The sequence below is a fragment of the Burkholderia sp. Ac-20379 genome (assembly GCF_017104645.1).
Taxonomy (GTDB): domain Bacteria; phylum Pseudomonadota; class Gammaproteobacteria; order Burkholderiales; family Burkholderiaceae; genus Burkholderia.
This window is the reverse complement of sequence record NZ_JAAGPF010000005.1, coordinates 17,982-33,887: the sequence shown is the minus strand read 5'-3', so window position 1 is coordinate 33,887 and position 15,906 is coordinate 17,982. Positions and strand designations below refer to the sequence as shown.

The 15,906-nt window shown below is 67.9% G+C and carries 18 protein-coding genes; 11 read left to right on the top strand and 7 right to left on the bottom strand.

The features are described from left to right. Positions 1 to 46: 46 nt before the first annotated feature. Positions 47 to 1,258, bottom strand: a complete 1,212-nt coding sequence (locus tag G3N92_RS01390) for a YbfB/YjiJ family MFS transporter (protein ID WP_206125653.1) — start codon at positions 1,256 to 1,258, stop codon at positions 47 to 49. Between the two features lie 196 nt (positions 1,259 to 1,454). Here G3N92_RS01390 and G3N92_RS01385 point away from each other — a divergent pair, with 196 nt between their 5' ends. The 3 genes from G3N92_RS01385 to G3N92_RS01375 all read left to right on the top strand — a co-directional run bounded on the left by G3N92_RS01385 (position 1,455) and on the right by G3N92_RS01375 (position 3,926). Next, positions 1,455 to 2,384, top strand: a complete 930-nt coding sequence (locus G3N92_RS01385) for a LysR family transcriptional regulator (protein ID WP_206125675.1) — start codon at positions 1,455 to 1,457, stop codon at positions 2,382 to 2,384. Positions 2,385 to 2,497: 113 nt separating this feature from the next. Beyond that, complete coding sequence (locus G3N92_RS01380) at positions 2,498 to 3,052, top strand: carboxymuconolactone decarboxylase family protein (RefSeq protein WP_206125652.1); 555 nt, start codon at positions 2,498 to 2,500, stop codon at positions 3,050 to 3,052. 40 nt (positions 3,053 to 3,092) lie between these two features. Then, positions 3,093 to 3,926, top strand: coding sequence for a helix-turn-helix transcriptional regulator (locus tag G3N92_RS01375; RefSeq protein WP_206125651.1), 834 nt, complete (start codon positions 3,093 to 3,095; stop codon positions 3,924 to 3,926). Between the two features lie 125 nt (positions 3,927 to 4,051). Here G3N92_RS01375 and G3N92_RS01370 read toward each other — a convergent pair whose 3' ends face one another. Together G3N92_RS01370 and G3N92_RS01365 are read right to left on the bottom strand one after the other, a co-directional pair. Beyond that, the gene (locus tag G3N92_RS01370) at positions 4,052 to 6,220 is read right to left on the bottom strand and encodes a malate synthase G (protein ID WP_206125650.1); all 2,169 of its coding nucleotides are present in this window, start codon (positions 6,218 to 6,220) and stop codon (positions 4,052 to 4,054) included. Positions 6,221 to 6,309: 89 nt separating this feature from the next. Further along, positions 6,310 to 6,711, bottom strand: a complete 402-nt coding sequence (locus G3N92_RS01365) for a heme-binding protein (RefSeq protein ID WP_206125649.1) — start codon at positions 6,709 to 6,711, stop codon at positions 6,310 to 6,312. Positions 6,712 to 7,196: 485 nt separating this feature from the next. Between G3N92_RS01365 and G3N92_RS01360 the strand changes: the two genes are divergently transcribed. After that, positions 7,197 to 7,535 carry a hypothetical protein gene (locus G3N92_RS01360; protein ID WP_206125648.1) on the top strand — a complete coding sequence of 113 codons (339 nt, stop codon included), beginning with the start codon at positions 7,197 to 7,199 and terminating at the stop codon, positions 7,533 to 7,535. 18 nt (positions 7,536 to 7,553) lie between these two features. Here G3N92_RS01360 and G3N92_RS35300 read toward each other — a convergent pair whose 3' ends face one another. After that, entirely contained in the window at positions 7,554 to 7,688 is a 135-nt protein-coding gene (locus G3N92_RS35300) for a hypothetical protein (protein ID WP_277396129.1), read from the bottom strand. Positions 7,689 to 7,837: 149 nt separating this feature from the next. Here G3N92_RS35300 and G3N92_RS01355 point away from each other — a divergent pair, with 149 nt between their 5' ends. Both G3N92_RS01355 and G3N92_RS01350 read left to right on the top strand, forming a co-directional pair. Next, positions 7,838 to 8,149 (top strand): H-NS histone family protein, encoded by a 312-nt coding sequence (locus G3N92_RS01355; protein ID WP_206125647.1) that lies wholly within the window; start codon positions 7,838 to 7,840, stop codon positions 8,147 to 8,149. A 658-nt stretch (positions 8,150 to 8,807) separates the two neighbouring features. Further along, a complete protein-coding gene (locus G3N92_RS01350) occupies positions 8,808 to 9,356 on the top strand; it encodes a carboxymuconolactone decarboxylase family protein (RefSeq protein ID WP_206125646.1) in 549 nt (182 codons plus the stop codon). 100 nt (positions 9,357 to 9,456) lie between these two features. Here G3N92_RS01350 and G3N92_RS01345 read toward each other — a convergent pair whose 3' ends face one another. After that, the gene (locus G3N92_RS01345) at positions 9,457 to 9,744 is read right to left on the bottom strand and encodes a hypothetical protein (protein ID WP_206125645.1); all 288 of its coding nucleotides are present in this window, start codon (positions 9,742 to 9,744) and stop codon (positions 9,457 to 9,459) included. Between the two features lie 211 nt (positions 9,745 to 9,955). Here G3N92_RS01345 and G3N92_RS01340 point away from each other — a divergent pair, with 211 nt between their 5' ends. The 5 genes from G3N92_RS01340 (at position 9,956) to G3N92_RS01320 (ending at position 14,681) form a co-directional block, all read left to right on the top strand. Next, a complete protein-coding gene (locus tag G3N92_RS01340; RefSeq protein WP_206125644.1) occupies positions 9,956 to 11,020 on the top strand; it encodes a phytoene/squalene synthase family protein in 1,065 nt (354 codons plus the stop codon). A gap of 175 nt (positions 11,021 to 11,195) precedes the next feature. Beyond that, positions 11,196 to 11,642 carry a VOC family protein gene (locus G3N92_RS01335; protein WP_206125643.1) on the top strand — a complete coding sequence of 149 codons (447 nt, stop codon included), beginning with the start codon at positions 11,196 to 11,198 and terminating at the stop codon, positions 11,640 to 11,642. After that, entirely contained in the window at positions 11,626 to 12,753 is a 1,128-nt protein-coding gene (locus G3N92_RS01330) for an alkene reductase (protein WP_206125642.1), read from the top strand. The genes G3N92_RS01335 and G3N92_RS01330 overlap by 17 nt, the downstream gene beginning before the upstream one ends. Positions 12,754 to 12,796: 43 nt before the next feature. After that, positions 12,797 to 13,507 (top strand): SDR family oxidoreductase, encoded by a 711-nt coding sequence (locus G3N92_RS01325; protein WP_206125641.1) that lies wholly within the window; start codon positions 12,797 to 12,799, stop codon positions 13,505 to 13,507. A gap of 250 nt (positions 13,508 to 13,757) precedes the next feature. Continuing rightward, the gene (locus tag G3N92_RS01320) at positions 13,758 to 14,681 is read left to right on the top strand and encodes a LysR family transcriptional regulator (RefSeq protein ID WP_206125640.1); all 924 of its coding nucleotides are present in this window, start codon (positions 13,758 to 13,760) and stop codon (positions 14,679 to 14,681) included. A gap of 49 nt (positions 14,682 to 14,730) precedes the next feature. Here G3N92_RS01320 and G3N92_RS01315 read toward each other — a convergent pair whose 3' ends face one another. Beyond that, a complete protein-coding gene (locus G3N92_RS01315) occupies positions 14,731 to 14,901 on the bottom strand; it encodes a hypothetical protein (protein ID WP_206125639.1) in 171 nt (56 codons plus the stop codon). After that, on the bottom strand, positions 14,873 to 15,880 hold the full coding sequence (gene cydB, locus G3N92_RS01310) for a cytochrome d ubiquinol oxidase subunit II (protein WP_206125638.1): 1,008 nt from the start codon (positions 15,878 to 15,880) through the stop codon (positions 14,873 to 14,875). The genes G3N92_RS01315 and cydB overlap by 29 nt, the downstream gene beginning before the upstream one ends. Between the last annotated feature and the right edge of the window lie 26 nt (positions 15,881 to 15,906).

Sequence of the window (15,906 nt, the reverse complement as noted above, 5' to 3'; positions counted from 1 at the left end):
CGGATCTCCGGGGCCGGTTAAAGGGGGAAGCGCGGCAAGCGGGCGCTCAGTCGCGGCGCGACGTGGCGGCGGCGACGATGTCGATCGCCAGCGCCAGGATCATCGCGGCGGCGCCGATCGCGAACAACATGCGGTAGTCGCCGCCGTTGTGCGAGAACACGAACGACAGCCCGTAGGCGGCCAGCGCCTGGAACAGCGCGAAGCCGACCGTGGCGGTGCGCCATGCCGGGTCGCGCTGCGCAGGATGATGCGCCAGCAGCTCGTGCAGGCGGCCGAGCATCAGCGGCACGGTGCCGGTCACGAACGCGCCCACCACGACACTCGACAGCATCAGCCACACGGGGCCCAGGCCGAGCGCCGGGATCGCCACGCCGCCGATTTCGAGCACGAACGCGAGCCGCAGCGCGTTGCCGAAGCCGATCCGGTCGGCGAGCGCGCCGGCCAGCACCGGCCCGAGCGTCGCGCCGATGCCGAACAGCACCCAGTATTGCGCGCCCACCTGCAGGCTCTGGCCGAGCCCGCGCGTCACGTAATCCACCAGGAAGATCATGTGCGGCACCCAGCCGGCCGCGTTCAGCGCGTATTCGGCGTAGAGCGCGCGCAGCGTGCGCGTCGCCTTGACGGGGCGATGCTGCACCGGCTTCGCGCGCGGCGCGGCCTCGCGCGGCCAGCCGCTCCAGCCGATCGCGGTCAGCGCCAGCGACAGCACGCCGAGGCCGAGCCACGCCTCCTGCAGGCTGCGTTGCAGCAGCAGCGGCACCACGGTGCCCGAGGCGATCACGCCAACCCCCACGCCCATGAAGATCACGCCGCTCGCCAGCCCGCGCCGCGACGCCGGCACATGCTGGAGCACCGTGGGCGCGGCCAGCACCATCAGCGCGCCGCCGGCCACGCCGGCCAGGAACCGCCACGCGAAGAACCAGCCGAACGACACCGGAAACGCGCAGGCCGCGAACGCGAGCGTCGCGAGCAGCATCATCGTGCGCAGCGTGGCGGTCACGCCGAATTTCGCGGCGGCCTGGCGGCCTGTCAGGGCGCCGGCCAGGTAACCGGCCAGATTCGCCGCGCCGAGATAGGCGGCGAGCGCGGGCGCGAACCAGTGCGCGTCGACGATCGCCGGCAGCAGCGGCGTATAGGCGAAGCGCGCCAGCCCGATGCCGATCAGGCTGGCGCAGAAGCCGGACAACGTGGCCCGGGCGACGCTCGCGCCGCGCGCCGCGCGCGTGGCGTGAGCGGAGGAGTCGGCGGCGCGGTGCATGACGCGGGTTCCTTCACTCGATTCGATAGCTGGAGGTTACGCGCGATCACTGATCCACAGAACTGAATTGTCGAGATAGGGGCTATCTGTCATTCAGATAGCTGTTATGCTGAATTCTCGTTTCCCGGTGCGCCGGGCGGATCGCTACAATCGTGGCGTCGATCATCCTTCGCGGCGGCACGGCCGCCACCAGATCATGGACCTGGCCGATCTCAAGACCCTCGAAGCCGTTGCCCGTCACGGCAGCATGAACAAGGCCGCGGCCGAACTGCACACCGTGCAGTCGAACGTCACGGCGCGCATCCGCGCGCTGGAAGACGAACTCGGCGTGACGCTGTTCCAGCGCCATGCGCGCGGCGTCACCGTCACGCCTGCCGCGCAGCGGATGCTGCCGTTCGTCGGCAAGATCGCGCAGTTGGTGTCCGAGGCGCGCGCGGCGGCCACCGACACCGGCGAGCCGTCCGGCACGCTCACGCTCGGCACGCTCGAAACCACCATGGCGCTGCGCCTCTCGCCGCTGCTGACCGAATTCGCGCGCACCTGGCCCGACGTGCGGCTGGTGGTCAGTTCGGGCACCACCGCGGGCCTCATGCAGGACGTGATCGATTACCGGCTCGACGGCGCGTTCGTGGCCGGGCCGGTCAAGCATCCGGCCCTGTATGTCGAGCCGGTGTTCGCCGAGGAACTGGTGCTCGTCACCAGCCCGGCGATCCGTTCGCTGAAGGAGCTGGCCGGGCAGCGCGATCTGAAAACCGTGGTGTTCCAGGCCGGCTGCTCGTATCGCCAGCGGCTCGACGCGTTCCTGGCCGGGATCGGCGTGGTGGTGGCCAAGCCGCTCGAATTCGGCTCGCTCGACGCGATCGTCAACTGCGTCTCGGCCGGCGTGGGCATCACGCTGCTGCCGAAGGGCGTGGTGGCCGACGCGGCCACCTCGGGCGACGTGGCGATCCACCGGTTGCCGCGCGAGCTGGCGCATGTCGAAACGATGTTCGTGCGCCGAGAGGACACCTACGTGTCGAGCGCGATGACGGCGTTCCTCGAGATGGCCAAACGCATCTACCGGCAATCGAAGCTGCCGCCGGGCCGTGCGCGGCGCGCGGCGGAGCCGCAAACCACGGCGGCTTGACCGCCCGGCGCGGCCGGCCGATTACCTCCCATGTAATTGGCCGGCTGCGCCCGCGACCCTAAGCTGGGTTCATCGCGCGGCAACCCCGCCACGCGACGAACCCAGGAGCCACCATGTCTCACTTCCCCGTTCATACGCTCGCCTCGGCCCCGCCCGCTTCGGTCGCCGCCCTCGAACAGTTGCACGCCGCGTTCGGCACGATTCCCGCGATCGCCGGCGTCATCGCCGGCTCGCCCGTGTTGCTCAACGGCTTCGTCGGCCTGTTCGCCAACGTGCACGCCGGCAGCTTTTCGGAAGCCGAAATCCAGACGCTGCTGCTGACCAACGCGGTCGCCAACCGCTGCGAATGGGCCGTGGCGTTCCATAGCGTGCTGGCGCTGCAACAGGGCGTGCCGCAGGCCGAGGTCGACGCGATCCGCGCCGGCGGCGCGCCCGGCGATGCGCGCCGCCACGCGCTCTCGACGCTCGCGCGGCGATTGATCGAAACCCGCGGCCGCCTCGGCGACGCCGAGCTTCAGCGCTTTCTCGACGCCGGTTTCGCGCCCGGACAGGTGCTCGAAACGATCGCCGTGGTGGCCGCCTCCACCGTCACGAACTACACCGGCAGCGTGGCGCAGCCGCCGCTCGATGCGCCGTTCGACGCCCATCGCTGGCACGCCCCGGCGTAAGCCGGTATCGTGCGGGCATCGCTTCGCAGGACTGACCGATATGGATCTCGCCGCTTCCACGCCGACGAAACGCCCGCCGACCGCGCTCGGCGACCTGCTGCGCCATTGGCGCGACGTGCGCGGCGTGAGCCAGCTCGACCTGTCGTACGAGGCCGGCGTGTCGCAGCGGCAGATCAGCTTCATCGAAAGCGGCCGCAGCGTGCCGGGGCGGCAGACGCTGCTCGATCTCGCGCAGACGCTCGACGTGCCGCTGCGCGAACGCAACGGCCTGCTGCTGGCCGCCGGCTACGCGCCGCTGTTTCCCGACACGGTGTGGAATGCGCAGGAGATGCAGGCCGTGGCGCGCGCCGTCGACCGGATGCTGCGGCAGCACGCGCCGTTCCCCGCGGTCGCGATGGACCGCTACTGGAACGTGCTGAGCACCAACGCCGCCGCGCCGCGCTTCTTCGGGCGCTTCGTCGATCTGGCGGCGCGTCCCGCCCCGCGCAACCTGCTCCATCTGCTGTTCGATCCGCACGGCCTGCGGCCCTTCGTGCACGACTGGCCGCAGGTGGCCTGCGCGATGCTGCAACGCGTGCAGCGCGAGGCGGTGGCGAACGTGGTGGACGACGGCACGCGGCAGTTGCTCGATGCGTTGCTTGCGTATCCCGGCGTGCCGGCGGATTGGCGGCTGCGCAGCGCGCCCGCACAATCCGCGGCGATACCGGTGATTCCGATCGGCTTCGAGATCGACGGCCGCGTCGTCCAATACTTCTCGATGGTGGCGACCGTCGGCACGCCGCAGAGCATCGCCGCACAGGAGCTGCGCATCGAGAGCATGTTTCCGGCCGACGACGACACCGAGGCCTGGCACCTCGCGCAGATGGCGGAGTGAACGGCGCGCGTCGCGCGCCGTGAGCCGCCAATGACAACACCCCGAAGGCCGGACTCGCGTCCAGCGCTTCGGGGTGCTCGGTCACTTCAGCGGCCTGGCTTCAGCCGCGTATCGGCGCAATCCGCTCAGGCCTTCTTCTGCAGACGGAACGCGTGCAGCAGCGGCTCGGTGTAACCGCTCGGCTGCTCGCGGCCTTCGAACACGAGGGCCGTGGCCGCCTTGAACGCGAGCGATTTGTCGAAGTTCGGCGCCATCGGCTGGTAGCTCGGGTCGCCGGCGTTCTGCTTGTCGACCACGGCCGCCATGCGTTCCAGCGTCTCGCGCACCATCTGCTCCGACACCACGCCGTGACGCAGCCAGTTCGCGATGTGCTGGCTCGAAATACGCAGCGTCGCGCGGTCTTCCATCAGGCCGACGTTGTGGATGTCCGGCACCTTCGAGCAGCCGATGCCCTGATCGACCCAGCGCACCACGTAACCGAGAATGCCCTGCGCGTTGTTCTCGACTTCGCTGCGGATCTCGTCTTCGCTCCACTCGGCCTTCGCGACGACCGGAATCGTCAGCAGGCCGCTCAGCAGTTCGTCGCGCAGGCTTGCGAGATCGGTCTTTTCGAGTTCCTTCTGCACGGCTTGAACGTCGACTTCGTGGTAATGCAGCGCGTGCAGCGTGGCCGCGGTCGGCGACGGCACCCAGGCGGTGTTCGCGCCGGCCTTCGGATGCGCGATCTTCTGTTCGAGCATCGCGTGCATCAGGTCCGGCATCGCCCACATGCCCTTGCCGATCTGCGCGCGGCCGCGCAGGCCGGCCGAGAGGCCCGCCAGCACGTTGCTGCGCTCGTAGGCCGAAATCCACTTGCTCGACTTGATGTCGCCCTTGCGCATCATCGGGCCGGCTTCCATCGAGGTGTGCATTTCATCGCCGGTGCGATCGAGGAAGCCCGTGTTGATGAACGCCACGCGTTGCGACGCCTGCGCGATGCACGCTTCGAGGTTCACGCTGGTGCGGCGCTCCTCGTCCATGATGCCCATCTTGATCGTGTTGCGGGGCAGGCCGAGCAGGTCCTCGATGCGCCCGAACAGCTCGCTGGCGAACGCCACTTCGGCCGGGCCGTGCATCTTCGGCTTGACGATGTAGATCGAGCCGGTGCGCGAGTTGAGCTTGTGGGTACGGTCGTGCAGCGCGCACAGCGTGGTGACGACGCCGTCGAGAATGCCTTCCGGAATCTCGTGGCCTTCCTGATCGACCACGGCCGGGTTCGTCATCAGATGGCCGACGTTGCGGATGAACAGCAGCGAGCGGCCATGCAGCGTGACGGTGTCGCCGTTCGTTCCGGTGTACTGACGGTCGGCGTTCAGGCGGCGCGTGAACGTCTTGCCGCCCTTCGTCACTTCCTCGGTGAGGTTGCCCGCCATCAGGCCGAGCCAGTTGCGATAGAGCTGGACCTTGTCGTCGGCATCCACCGCCGCGACCGAATCCTCGCAGTCGATGATGGTGCTGACGGCCGCTTCCATCAGCACGTCCTTGACGTGCGCGGCGTCGGTCTTGCCGATCGAATCGTTGGCGTCGATCTGGATTTCGAAATGCAGGCCGTGGTGCTTGAGCAGGATCGCCGACGGCGCGGCGGCGTCGCCCTGGAAGCCGATCAGTTGCGCCGGATCCTTCAGGCCGGTGGTGCTGCCGTTCAGTTCGACGAACAGTTTGCCGTTCTCGATGCGGTAGCTCGTGGAATCGGCGTGCGTGCCGTGTGCGAGCGGCGCGGCCTGATCGAGGAAGCGGCGGGCGAAGGCGATGACCTGCGCGCCGCGCTTCGGGTTGTACTGGGCCGAGCGTTCGGCGCCGTTCGATTCGTCGATCGCGTCGGTGCCGTACAGCGCGTCGTACAGGCTGCCCCAGCGCGCGTTGGCCGCGTTCAGCGCGTAGCGCTGGTTCGACAGCGGCACCACGAGCTGCGGGCCGGCCTGTTCGGCGATCTCGAGGTCCACGTTCGCCGTGGTGGCCTTCGAGCTGGCCGGCGGCGGCACGATGTAGCCGATGCTTTCGAGGAAGCTGCGATAGGCCTTCAGGTCCGACACCGGGCCCGGATGCTCGCGGTGCCACGTATCGAGTTCCACCTGCAGGCGGTCGCGCTCGGCGAGCAGCGCGCGATTCTTCGGCGCGAGCTCGTGCACGAGGGACGCAAAGCCGCGCCAGAAGTTTTCCGCCGCGATGCCGGTGCCCGGCAGCGCTTCGGTTTCGATGAATTGCGCGAGATGCTCGGCAACGCGAAGGCTGTCGCGCTGGGTCATGTCCGTCATGGTCTGCTCCTGATTGAAAAATCGGGTGGGGCGCCGCGGTCGGTCGGTGGGAAGCGGCGGCGCTGCGTCTCGAGGCGGGCCGGGGCCGCTCAGGCGAGGGCGGCGGCGCCGGCCTTCGCGATCTGCGAATCCTCGGCGGGCTTCACGCCGGACACGCCGACGGCGCCCACCACGTGGCCGTCCACGATCAGCGGCACGCCGCCTTCGAGCGTGGTCAGGATCGGCGCGGTGACGAAGGCCGTGCGGCCGCCGTTGACCATGTCTTCGTAGCCCTTCGATTCGCGGCGGCCCAGCGCCGAGGTGCGCGCCTTGCCGATCGAGATTTCCGCGCCGATCGGCGCGCAGCCGTCGAGGCGCACCATGCCGAGCAGATGGCCGCCGTCGTCGACGACGGCGATCGATACGGCCCACTTGTTGGCTTCCGCTTCGGCGCGCGCGGCGGCGAGAACACGGGTTGCGTCTTCAAGGGCGATGAACGGCTTGGTTTGCATATTGAAGATTCCTGTCTGGATATGTACGGTGTCGGCGCATTCGGCATACTGCGGACTGCGAATGGATTGGGCGCGGCGTTCCGGGCTGCGCGGCGATCCGTTCGCCAGGGTCACGACAGCAGGTCGCAATCGGCCCACGCTCTGCAATGGGGCGGGGGAAACGCCTGCGTTTCTGCGTGATGGATGATTCTATCGCGCTGCGATTCATGTCTGTGATGGATGTTATCCAATGGCCGGTACAAGGACTTTTTACTTTTTGTTATGGAATTCGAATCCATGACGCGGCAAGTCCGGTAGCAGCCATTCGGCGTCAGCCCGATTTCCCGTTGTTTTCCCGCTGCTTTTTCCCCAACCCGGCGCTTTCATGCGCTGATCGTTGCCGCCTTGCCTTCGCCGCGACAAAGACAGGCCATACTGTGTCCACCGGCTGGCCGCGCTGAGCCGCATCCGCATCCGGCAACCGATTCGACCGGGAGGTCAACATCATGGAAAACGATCAGGCAGCGCATGGCGGCACCACCGGTACTGGCGCACCCGAATCGCTGCTGGCGCTGGCCGACTATCTGGAACGCGCCCTCGACAAGGCCACCAGCGTGGTGATGATGCGTCACGCGCCGAACGTCTGTACCGTGTACCTGGGCGATCCCGCCGAACCACGCGAAGAATTGAAAAAGATCGGCACGCTCGAGGTGGCGCTGGCCGACGACATGCTTGGTTTGACTTCATCGGGCGGCAACGACATTCGAATTGGCGATCAGCCTTATCGCTTCGTGCGCAGCTTTACCCAGATCGACGGCATTGCGGCCGTGGTCTTTTCTGCATAGGAATGATTGAACGGCGATTCAAAACCGTCTATCGCGTGCCATCGATTCCTTTAAAACGCTTTCAATTTCGGGCACGTCGCGCCGGGTGCCGCCGCCGTTGATTCGCATCGCAAAGAAAACCGCCGTGGCCGATTCGATTGGCGCATGCTTCATGCCAGGAATCACGGGCAAATGCGGCGCATCGCACACCGGATAAATACGCCGGATGTTAGCGTATGGCGTTTATCAAGCGTTATACTGCCGGCGAGCAATGACGGGATTGCTCGACCGTATCAATTGCATCTAAAAAAGGGAGTCATAAAATGGCAGAAAATTACAAGGCACTGAAGGCGCAACTCGACGCTCTCCAAGAGCGCACCGAAGCCGCGCGCGTTTCCGAACTGGAAGCCGTGATCGCGCAAATCCGCGGCCTCGTTGCCGAATTTGGCATTACTGAAGATCAGATTTACGGCCGCAAGCGCGCCGCGAAGTCCGGCAAGGCCGCCAAGCCTGCCAGCGCCGTCGAAGCGAAATACCAGAATCCGAAGACCGGTGAAACTTGGTCGGGCCGTGGCCGTGCGCCGCTGTGGATTCGCGATGCAAAGAATCGCGATCGTTTCCTGATCGCGAAGTAAGCCGAGTAAAGGCATGGCCCGCGCATCATTGCATGATGCGCGAGGTTTTCCGGTGAGCCGGGAAACTGGAGCGCCTTTGTCGCGTTCCCCGCACCGGCCGTTCGCGCCGGTGTTCTTTCATTGATTCGGCGCGATGCCGCTTTAAACCGGCTTCATTGCTCGACGGCCATGTCTTTCCAGTGAAGCCGGCCGCGCAGCGGGTTTGCGCGAAAGTCGCTTGATTCCCCGAAACCAAAACATCGAACCATCCTTCAGGCGATATGCGCCGCCGTTTCATCGATGCGGGGCGCGAAGTGCGGCCGATTCAGCGAACGCACCCGACCGAGCAAGTCGGCGCAGGCGTGCTTCGCATCCCAAGCCATGAACGACGAGCGCGATGTGTACCCGGGGCTGGAGCCTGTTCCTTCTCGACGGATGTCGCGTGCCGCGTGTCGATGGCCCGTTCGCCATGCCGTGCATTCGAAATGGACGCGTGCGCAGGAACGAGCGCGCCGAACATCAGAACGCGGTACTGCCGAGCAAACATCGACATGAGACGAATGAGCATGATGAAGTGATTTATTGGCATTAAATAACTCTATTCGGGCGCCTAAACTAGCTTCACCGTCACAGCCGTGACGAGCCAGTCGAACCCAAACCCGAAGCAGGAGAACGCACCATGTCCCGTCTGTCCACGATCGCCCCCGCCGATGCCACCGGCGCCACCGCCGACGTGTTCACGAAGATCCGCAAGGCCGTCGGCAAGGTGCCGAACGCCTACGCGACGATCGGCACCCATCACCCGGAAGCACTGGCGGCCATCCTCGGCCTCGACGCGATCCTCGCCGGCGGCACGCTGACGAAGGCCGAGATCGAAGCGGTCAAGCTGGCCGTCAGCGAAAACGCCGGCTGCGATTACTGCCTCGCCGCGCATACGCTGGCCGGTAAGTTCGCGGGCCTGTCGCCCGAGGCGATGCGTCAGGTGCGCGCCGGCCAGCCGACCGGCGACGCACGCCGCGATGCGCTGGTTCGCTTCGTCCGCATGCTCGTGACGACGCGCGGCACCGTGCCGGCCGATGCGCTCGACGCGTTCCTCGCGGCCGGCTTCACCGAGCGGCAGGTGATCGAAGTGAACCTGGCGATCGCCGCGATCACGTTCACGAACCTCGTGAACCGCAGCAACGATACGACGCTCGATTTCCCGGCCGTCGCCCCGATCGAAGCTTGAAGCCGCGCGTCAAATGAAACGGGCCGGGGCACGTGGACTGTTGTCCACCGTGCCCCGGCCCGTTAGCGACCGCTTACTTCCGAGTTTGCTGGCTGCCGGCTTATTGCCCGCGCTGCGCGAGGCCGGCCTGGATCAGTTCGGTCAGCAGGCCCGTCATGCCTTCGGCATGTTCGGCGGCGCGCTTCTGCAGGTCGGCCACCAGCTCGACGTTGAGCTTGCAGGCAAACGGCACGAGGCCCTGCGCCTGTTCGAGGCGGCGGCGTTCGCGCCGGTCCAGCGCTGCCGAATCGACCGCACCCTTGCCGAAGGGCGACGAGCCCGTCTGCTTCAGCGGGTTGGTCAGCTTCAATGCCTTGTTCTTTTCGAGATCCGTCTTCTTCATTGCCATCGTCGGCACCACACTCGTTCGTTCAAATGGGTGCGATTGTACGCATCGGCGGGGCGCTGCGGCGCGCTTGATCGCGCCGGGCAATTCAAAAAGTAAATCTTTTTGCGCATAAACCGTGCGGGGCGGCGCGATTCCGGCGCGCGCGGCGCGGCGGTGCGGGGATGACGGCTACAATGCGGCAGCCCGGAACCACGACCCACACGAATCCCGCATGACCCAAGCTTCCCGCGCGTATCTGCTCGGCCCCTTGCTGAAAGGGGTGTCGCGCTCGTTCTACCTGACGCTCGCCGTGCTGCCCGCCGGCATGCGCGATCCGATCGGCCTGGCCTACCTGCTTGCGCGGGCGGCGGACACGATCGCCGACACCTCGCTGCTGCCGCCCGCGCGGCGTCTCGAATGGCTGCTGTCGCTGCGCGCGCAGACCAACGGCCAGCCCGACGACGTTGCGTTGCGCACCATCGCGGCCGAGGTGGGGAGCCAGCAGACCGAATCCGACGAGAAGGTGCTGCTCGAATCGCTGGGGCCTGCGCTCGCGATTCTCGGCCAGCTCGACGAGACGGATCGCGCCGCCGTGCGCGGCATCGTCACGACGCTCACCGAAGGCATGGAGTTCGACCTCGTCACATTCCCCGACGAAACCTCGGGCCAGCTCGCCGCGCTGCCCGACGACGCGGCGCTCGATCGCTATACGTACATGGTGGCCGGCTGCGTCGGCGAATTCTGGACGACCATGACGCTCGTCCACCAGCCCGGCAAGCTGCGGCGCGGCGGCGACGAGATGAAGGCGCTCGGAATCCGCTTCGGCAAGGCGCTGCAACTGACCAATGTGCTGCGCGACGCCGCCAAGGACGTGCGGATCGGCCGCTGCTACCTGCCGCTCGACCGGCTCGACCGTGCGGGCATCGCGCCGGCCGACCTGCTGCGCGACGACGCTTCGCGGCTCGCGCGGCCGGTGATGCTCGACCTGGTGCGCGTGTCGCTCGGCCATTTCCGTGCGGCCATCGATTACACGTTCGCGATTCCGCCCACCGCGATGCGGCTGCGCCTCGCCTGCATCTGGCCGATCGTGATCGGCCTGCAGACGATGCGGCTGCTGGTGGAGAACGACGCGTGGCTTGCGCCGGGCCGCGCTTCGAAGGTGCGCCGCAACGATGTCTACAAGCTGATCGCGTGGTCGATTCCGCGCTCGCTGTCGAACCGCAGCCTGCGCCGCTGGTTCGACGAGCTGCTCGCCGACATCGAACGCGCGCTCGACGCGCAACCGGCCGCGCGCTGACGCCGGCCGCCGCCGGGCCGAACGCGGCCCGGCGCATCCTCCGATTCCTCCCGCTTGCGAGCGTTCGCCTCGAATTTTTCCGATTTTTTTGAAAATCCTTCAATAACCGGCCCAATTATCAATATCGGGCGCTGGTTTCAGAATGGGCCTCAGTTCTTCTTGCCCAGGTGGACCCATGCGACTCGATCACGCGACGATCGTCACCGACGACCTCGACGGCGTGTGCCGTTTCTTCGCCGAGGTGGCCGGCCTGACGCGCGGCCCGCGCCCGCCGTTCGCGGTGGACGGCGGCTGGTTCTACGCCGAAGGCCGCCCGGCGATCCACGTAGTGCGGGCGACGCAGCCGGCGATGGCCGGCCGCGGCGTGCCGCGCATCGATCACGTGGCGCTGCGCGTCGACGACAGCGACGCGTGGGCGGCGTTGACCGCGCGCGTGCGGCGCCACGGGCTGCCGCATCAGGTGGCCCGCGCGCCGCTGTCGGGCGAGCTGCAGATGTTCGTGCCGCTCGCGCCCGGTGTGACGGTGGAGTTCGTCACGGCGTTGCAGGAAGAACCGGCCCGGTGCGCCATCGCACCCCTTCATTCCGCCACGAGCGACATCGACCATGACGATCCTCAGTAATCCAGATCTTTTCAGCCCCGCCACGCTGGCGGGCCGCGATACCGCGCATCGCATCGTGATGGCGCCGATGACGCGCGCCCGCAGCACGCAGCCCGGCGACGTCCCGAACGCGACGAACGCGCGCTATTACGCGCAGCGCGCCTCGGCGGCGCTGATCGTGACCGAGGCCTCGCAGATCTCGCCGCAGGGCAAGGGCTATTCGTTCACGCCGGGCATCCACAGCGATGCGCAGATCGCGGGCTGGCGCGGCGTGACCGATGCGATCCATGCCGAGGGCGGCCGCGTGTTCCTGCAGCTCTGGCACGTCGGGCGCATGTCGCATCCCGATTTCCACGGCGGCGCGCTGCCGGTGGCGCCGTCGGCGGTGCCGTTCGACGCGCAGATCTGGAAGGTCGATCCGGCCACCGGCGCGGGCGCGATGGTCGATTGCCCGACGCCGCGCGCGCTGCGCATCGACGAGATCCGCCAAATCGTTCAGGACTACCGGCAAGCGGCACGCAACGCGATCGCGGCCGGCTTCGACGGCGTCGAAGTGCATGGCGCGAACGGCTATCTGGTCGATCAGTTCCTGCGCACGCTGTCGAACCGGCGCACCGACGAATACGGCGGCTCGCGCGAGAACCGCCTGCGCTTCCTGAAGGAGGTGGTGGACGCGATCGCCGACGAAATCGGCGCCGAGCGCACCGCGATCCGTCTCGCGCCGTTCCTGACCGCGCGCGGCATGGCCTGCCCGGACATCCTGCCGACCATCCTGGAAGCGGCCACGTTCCTGCAGGCGCGCGGCATCGCCTATCTGCATGTGGTCGAGGCCGATTGGGACGACGCGCCGCAATTCACCGAAACGTTCCGCCGCGAGATCCGCGAACGTTTCGCACGACCGATCATCGTGGCCGGCAACTACGACGTCGAGCGCGCGAACTGGGTGCTCGGCCACGGCTACGCCGATTTCGTCGCGTTCGGCCGCCCGTTCATCGCGAACCCCGACCTGCCGTATCGGCTCGCCAACGGCCTGCCGCTGGCCGAGCCGGACGGCGCGACGCTGTTCGGCGGCGATGCGCGCGGCTACACCGATTACCCCGCGCTCGCGCGCGAGGCCGAGGCGGCGCGCTGAGCGCCTGCCTTCCCGTGAACCAATCTTCAAGGAGGGACTTTCGATGACATTCGACGGCAAGCAGGTACTCGTGGTGGGCGGCAGCTCCGGCATCGGCGAGGCGGCGGCGCACGCGTTCGCGGCGCGCGGCGCGGCCGTGACGATCGTCTCGCGCAACGCGCGGAAGCTGGCCGAGAGCGCGGCGCGCATCGGCCACGAGGTGCGCACCGCCGCGCTCGACATCACCGACGACGACGCGGTGCGCGCCTGGCTCGACGCGGCCGGCGCGTTCGATCACGTGGTGGTGTCGGCTGCGCAGACGGCCACCGGCCCGGTGCGCGGGCTCGACCTGAAGGACGCGCAGGCGGCGATGGACAGCAAGTTCTGGGGCGCCTACCGCGTCGCGCGCGCGGTGCAGGTGCGCGAGGGCGGCTCGCTGACGTTCGTGTCGGGCTTCCTGAGCGTGCGGCCGAGCGGCGCGTCCGTGCTGCAGGGGGCGATCAACGCCGCGCTCGAGGCGCTCGCGCGCGGGCTGGCGCTCGAACTCGCGCCGGTACGCGTGAACACCGTGTCGCCGGGGCTGATCGCCACGCCGCTGTGGTCGAAGCTCGACGCGGCCGCGCGCGAGAAGCTCTACGAGGGCGCGGCCGGGCGGCTGCCGGCGCGGCGCGTCGGCCAGCCCGAGGACGTCGCGAACGCGATCGTCTATCTGGCGTCGACGCCGTATGCGACCGGCTCGACCGTGCTGGTCGATGGTGGCGGTGCGATTGCCTGAGTGAAGGCGAAGACGCGTGGCGTGGGTTCGACGCGATCCGTCGAACCCGGCGCGCATCGTGCGTTGCTGCCCCTTCGGCGTCGCCAAACCGCCAAACCGCTGATCCTTCGAGCCGCGGGCATAAGCCGCGTTACCATGCCGATGCCGCGCGCGCCGCACCGTCGCGTCGCCAGCGGCACCGGCACCGGCACCGGCATCACAGGCACCCGGCGCACCGGCCGCGCCACCCTCGACCCTCATCGCATCCCGCATGGACAACCTCGGCGACATCCGTCTCTTCGTGGAGGCCGCGCAGCTCGGCAGCCTGTCGGCGGCCGGCCGCAAGCTCGGCCTGTCGCCGGCCGCGGCCAGCGCGCGGCTCGTGAAACTGGAAGGCGCGCTCAGCACGCAGATGTTCGAGCGCTCCACGCGCAAGCTGCGCCTGACCGACGAGGGGCGGCTCTATCTCACGCATTGCCAGCATGCGCTGCAGACGCTCGACGACGCGCGCGCCGCGCTGCAACTGGGCCGCGCCTCGATCGGCGGCGCGCTGCGCGTGTCGGCCACTTCCGATTTCGGCCGCGTGGTGCTGCGCCGCTGGCTCGACGCGTTCAACGATCGTCATCCGCAGGTGGCGCTCACGCTGGTGCTGGCCGATTCGCTGTCGAACCTGCTGCACGACGACATCGATCTGGCGATCCGCTTCGGCGTGCCGGCCGACAGCGCGATGATCGCGCGCCGGCTGGCCGACAACCGGCGCGTGCTGTGCGCGTCGCCGGCCTATATCGCCGCGCGCGGCATGCCCGCGCATCCGGACGAACTGGCTGCGCACGATTTCATCCTGTTGCGCTCGGCGGCCGGCGTGGCCAACCAGTGGACGTTCTCGCGCGACGGCGAGACGGTGCAGTTCACCGCGCCCGCCGAGCGCGCGCGTCAGACCAACGATGGCGCGCTGGCCCGCGAATGGGCCGTGGAGGGGCGCGGCGCGGTGATGAAGTCGATCTGGGATGTGGGCGCGGATTTGCGCGAGGGGCGGCTCGCGCTGCTGCTGCCTGAGTGGCGCTGCCCGGATCTGCCGGTGCACGCGCTGTTCCAGCGCAGCCAGTATATGGCGCCGCGCGTGCGGGCGCTGCTCGATTTCCTGACGGAGCGCTTCGGCGAGGCCGCCGCCGAGATCGCGCCATTCCTGCGTTGAGCGCGCGTCCTGCGCGCCCGGCGCACGCCGGCGAGACCCCGGCGGCCGCTTACTTCGTGACGGCGAACAGCGTCAGGTTCATGAAGATCTTGAACGCGTAGCCGAGCGTCACGGCGCCGGCCACGCCGCCCGCCCAGAGCAGGATGAACCACACCCAGCCCGGCAGGCGGCGCGGGCGTGCCGCGCCGGTTTCAGTGGTGGTAGTAGTGGCTGTCTTCATGGCGGATCTTGCCCCGGAATACCCAGTAACCGAGCGTCGTGTACGCGATGATGATCGGAATGATCACCGCCGCGCCGACCAGCGTGAACATCTGGCTCGAATGCGGCGCGGCCGCTTCCCAGATCGTGACGCTGCGCGGGATCGCATACGGGAACAGGCTGACCAGCAGGCCGATGTAGCCGAGCGCGACGATCGCGAGCGCGAGCACGAAGGGCAGCGTATCACGGCGCGCCCGGATCGCCCGGTACATCCACACGCCGCACGCCACCACCAGGAACGGCACCGGCATCAGGTACACGAACAGCCCCGAACCGAACCAGCGCTGCGCCACGGCCGGCTCCTGCAGCGGCGTCCAGATGCTGACCACGCCGATCATGCCGAGCAGCACGATCGTCAGCGGCCACACCACGCGGTGCAGGCGGCGTTGCAGATCGCCTTCCGTCTTCGCGACCAGCCAGCAGCAGCCGAGCAGCGCGTAGGTGGCGATCAGGCCCAGGCCGGTCAGCACCGAGAACGGCGTGAGCCAGCCGAACGCGTCGCCGGCGAACTGGCCGTTCTGCACCGGAATCCCTTGCAGATAGGCACCCAGCGCGATGCCCTGGAAGAACGTCGCGCCGGCCGAGCCGCCGATGAACGCCAGATCCCACAGATGCTTGGTGCGGCGCGCCTTGGCGCGCAGCTCGAACGACACGCCGCGGAAGATCAGGCACACCAGCATGAAGATCAGCGGCAGGTAGAGCCCCGAGAGCACCGTCGAATAAACCATCGGGAACGCCGCGAACAGCCCCGCGCCGCCGAGCACGAGCCAGGTTTCGTTGCCGTCCCAGACGGGCGCGACGGTGTTCATCATCAGGTCGCGTTCCTTCTCGTCGGGAAAGAACGGGAAGACGATGCCGATGCCGAGGTCGAAGCCGTCGAGCACCACATACATGAAAAGGCCGAGCGCGATGATCGCTGCCCAGATGACGGTGACGTCCATGATGGTTCCTTGTGCGGGTTCTGTCG

Excerpts from the sequence above, each read along its gene's own strand:
- G3N92_RS01390 (WP_206125653.1), bottom strand. The coding sequence starts at position 1,258 with ATGCACCGCGCCGCCGACTCCTCCGCTCACGCCACGCGCGCGGCGCGC.
- G3N92_RS01385 (WP_206125675.1), top strand. The coding sequence starts at position 1,455 with ATGGACCTGGCCGATCTCAAGACCCTCGAAGCCGTTGCCCGTCACGGC.
- G3N92_RS01380 (WP_206125652.1), top strand. The coding sequence starts at position 2,498 with ATGTCTCACTTCCCCGTTCATACGCTCGCCTCGGCCCCGCCCGCTTCG.
- G3N92_RS01375 (WP_206125651.1), top strand. The coding sequence starts at position 3,093 with ATGGATCTCGCCGCTTCCACGCCGACGAAACGCCCGCCGACCGCGCTC.
- G3N92_RS01370 (WP_206125650.1), bottom strand. The coding sequence starts at position 6,220 with ATGACGGACATGACCCAGCGCGACAGCCTTCGCGTTGCCGAGCATCTC.
- G3N92_RS01365 (WP_206125649.1), bottom strand. The coding sequence starts at position 6,711 with ATGCAAACCAAGCCGTTCATCGCCCTTGAAGACGCAACCCGTGTTCTC.
- G3N92_RS01360 (WP_206125648.1), top strand. The coding sequence starts at position 7,197 with ATGGAAAACGATCAGGCAGCGCATGGCGGCACCACCGGTACTGGCGCA.
- G3N92_RS35300 (WP_277396129.1), bottom strand. The coding sequence starts at position 7,688 with ATGAAGCATGCGCCAATCGAATCGGCCACGGCGGTTTTCTTTGCGATG.
- G3N92_RS01355 (WP_206125647.1), top strand. The coding sequence starts at position 7,838 with ATGGCAGAAAATTACAAGGCACTGAAGGCGCAACTCGACGCTCTCCAA.
- G3N92_RS01350 (WP_206125646.1), top strand. The coding sequence starts at position 8,808 with ATGTCCCGTCTGTCCACGATCGCCCCCGCCGATGCCACCGGCGCCACC.
- G3N92_RS01345 (WP_206125645.1), bottom strand. The coding sequence starts at position 9,744 with ATGGCAATGAAGAAGACGGATCTCGAAAAGAACAAGGCATTGAAGCTG.
- G3N92_RS01340 (WP_206125644.1), top strand. The coding sequence starts at position 9,956 with ATGACCCAAGCTTCCCGCGCGTATCTGCTCGGCCCCTTGCTGAAAGGG.
- G3N92_RS01335 (WP_206125643.1), top strand. The coding sequence starts at position 11,196 with ATGCGACTCGATCACGCGACGATCGTCACCGACGACCTCGACGGCGTG.
- G3N92_RS01330 (WP_206125642.1), top strand. The coding sequence starts at position 11,626 with ATGACGATCCTCAGTAATCCAGATCTTTTCAGCCCCGCCACGCTGGCG.
- G3N92_RS01325 (WP_206125641.1), top strand. The coding sequence starts at position 12,797 with ATGACATTCGACGGCAAGCAGGTACTCGTGGTGGGCGGCAGCTCCGGC.
- G3N92_RS01320 (WP_206125640.1), top strand. The coding sequence starts at position 13,758 with ATGGACAACCTCGGCGACATCCGTCTCTTCGTGGAGGCCGCGCAGCTC.
- G3N92_RS01315 (WP_206125639.1), bottom strand. The coding sequence starts at position 14,901 with ATGAAGACAGCCACTACTACCACCACTGAAACCGGCGCGGCACGCCCG.
- cydB (WP_206125638.1), bottom strand. The coding sequence starts at position 15,880 with ATGGACGTCACCGTCATCTGGGCAGCGATCATCGCGCTCGGCCTTTTC.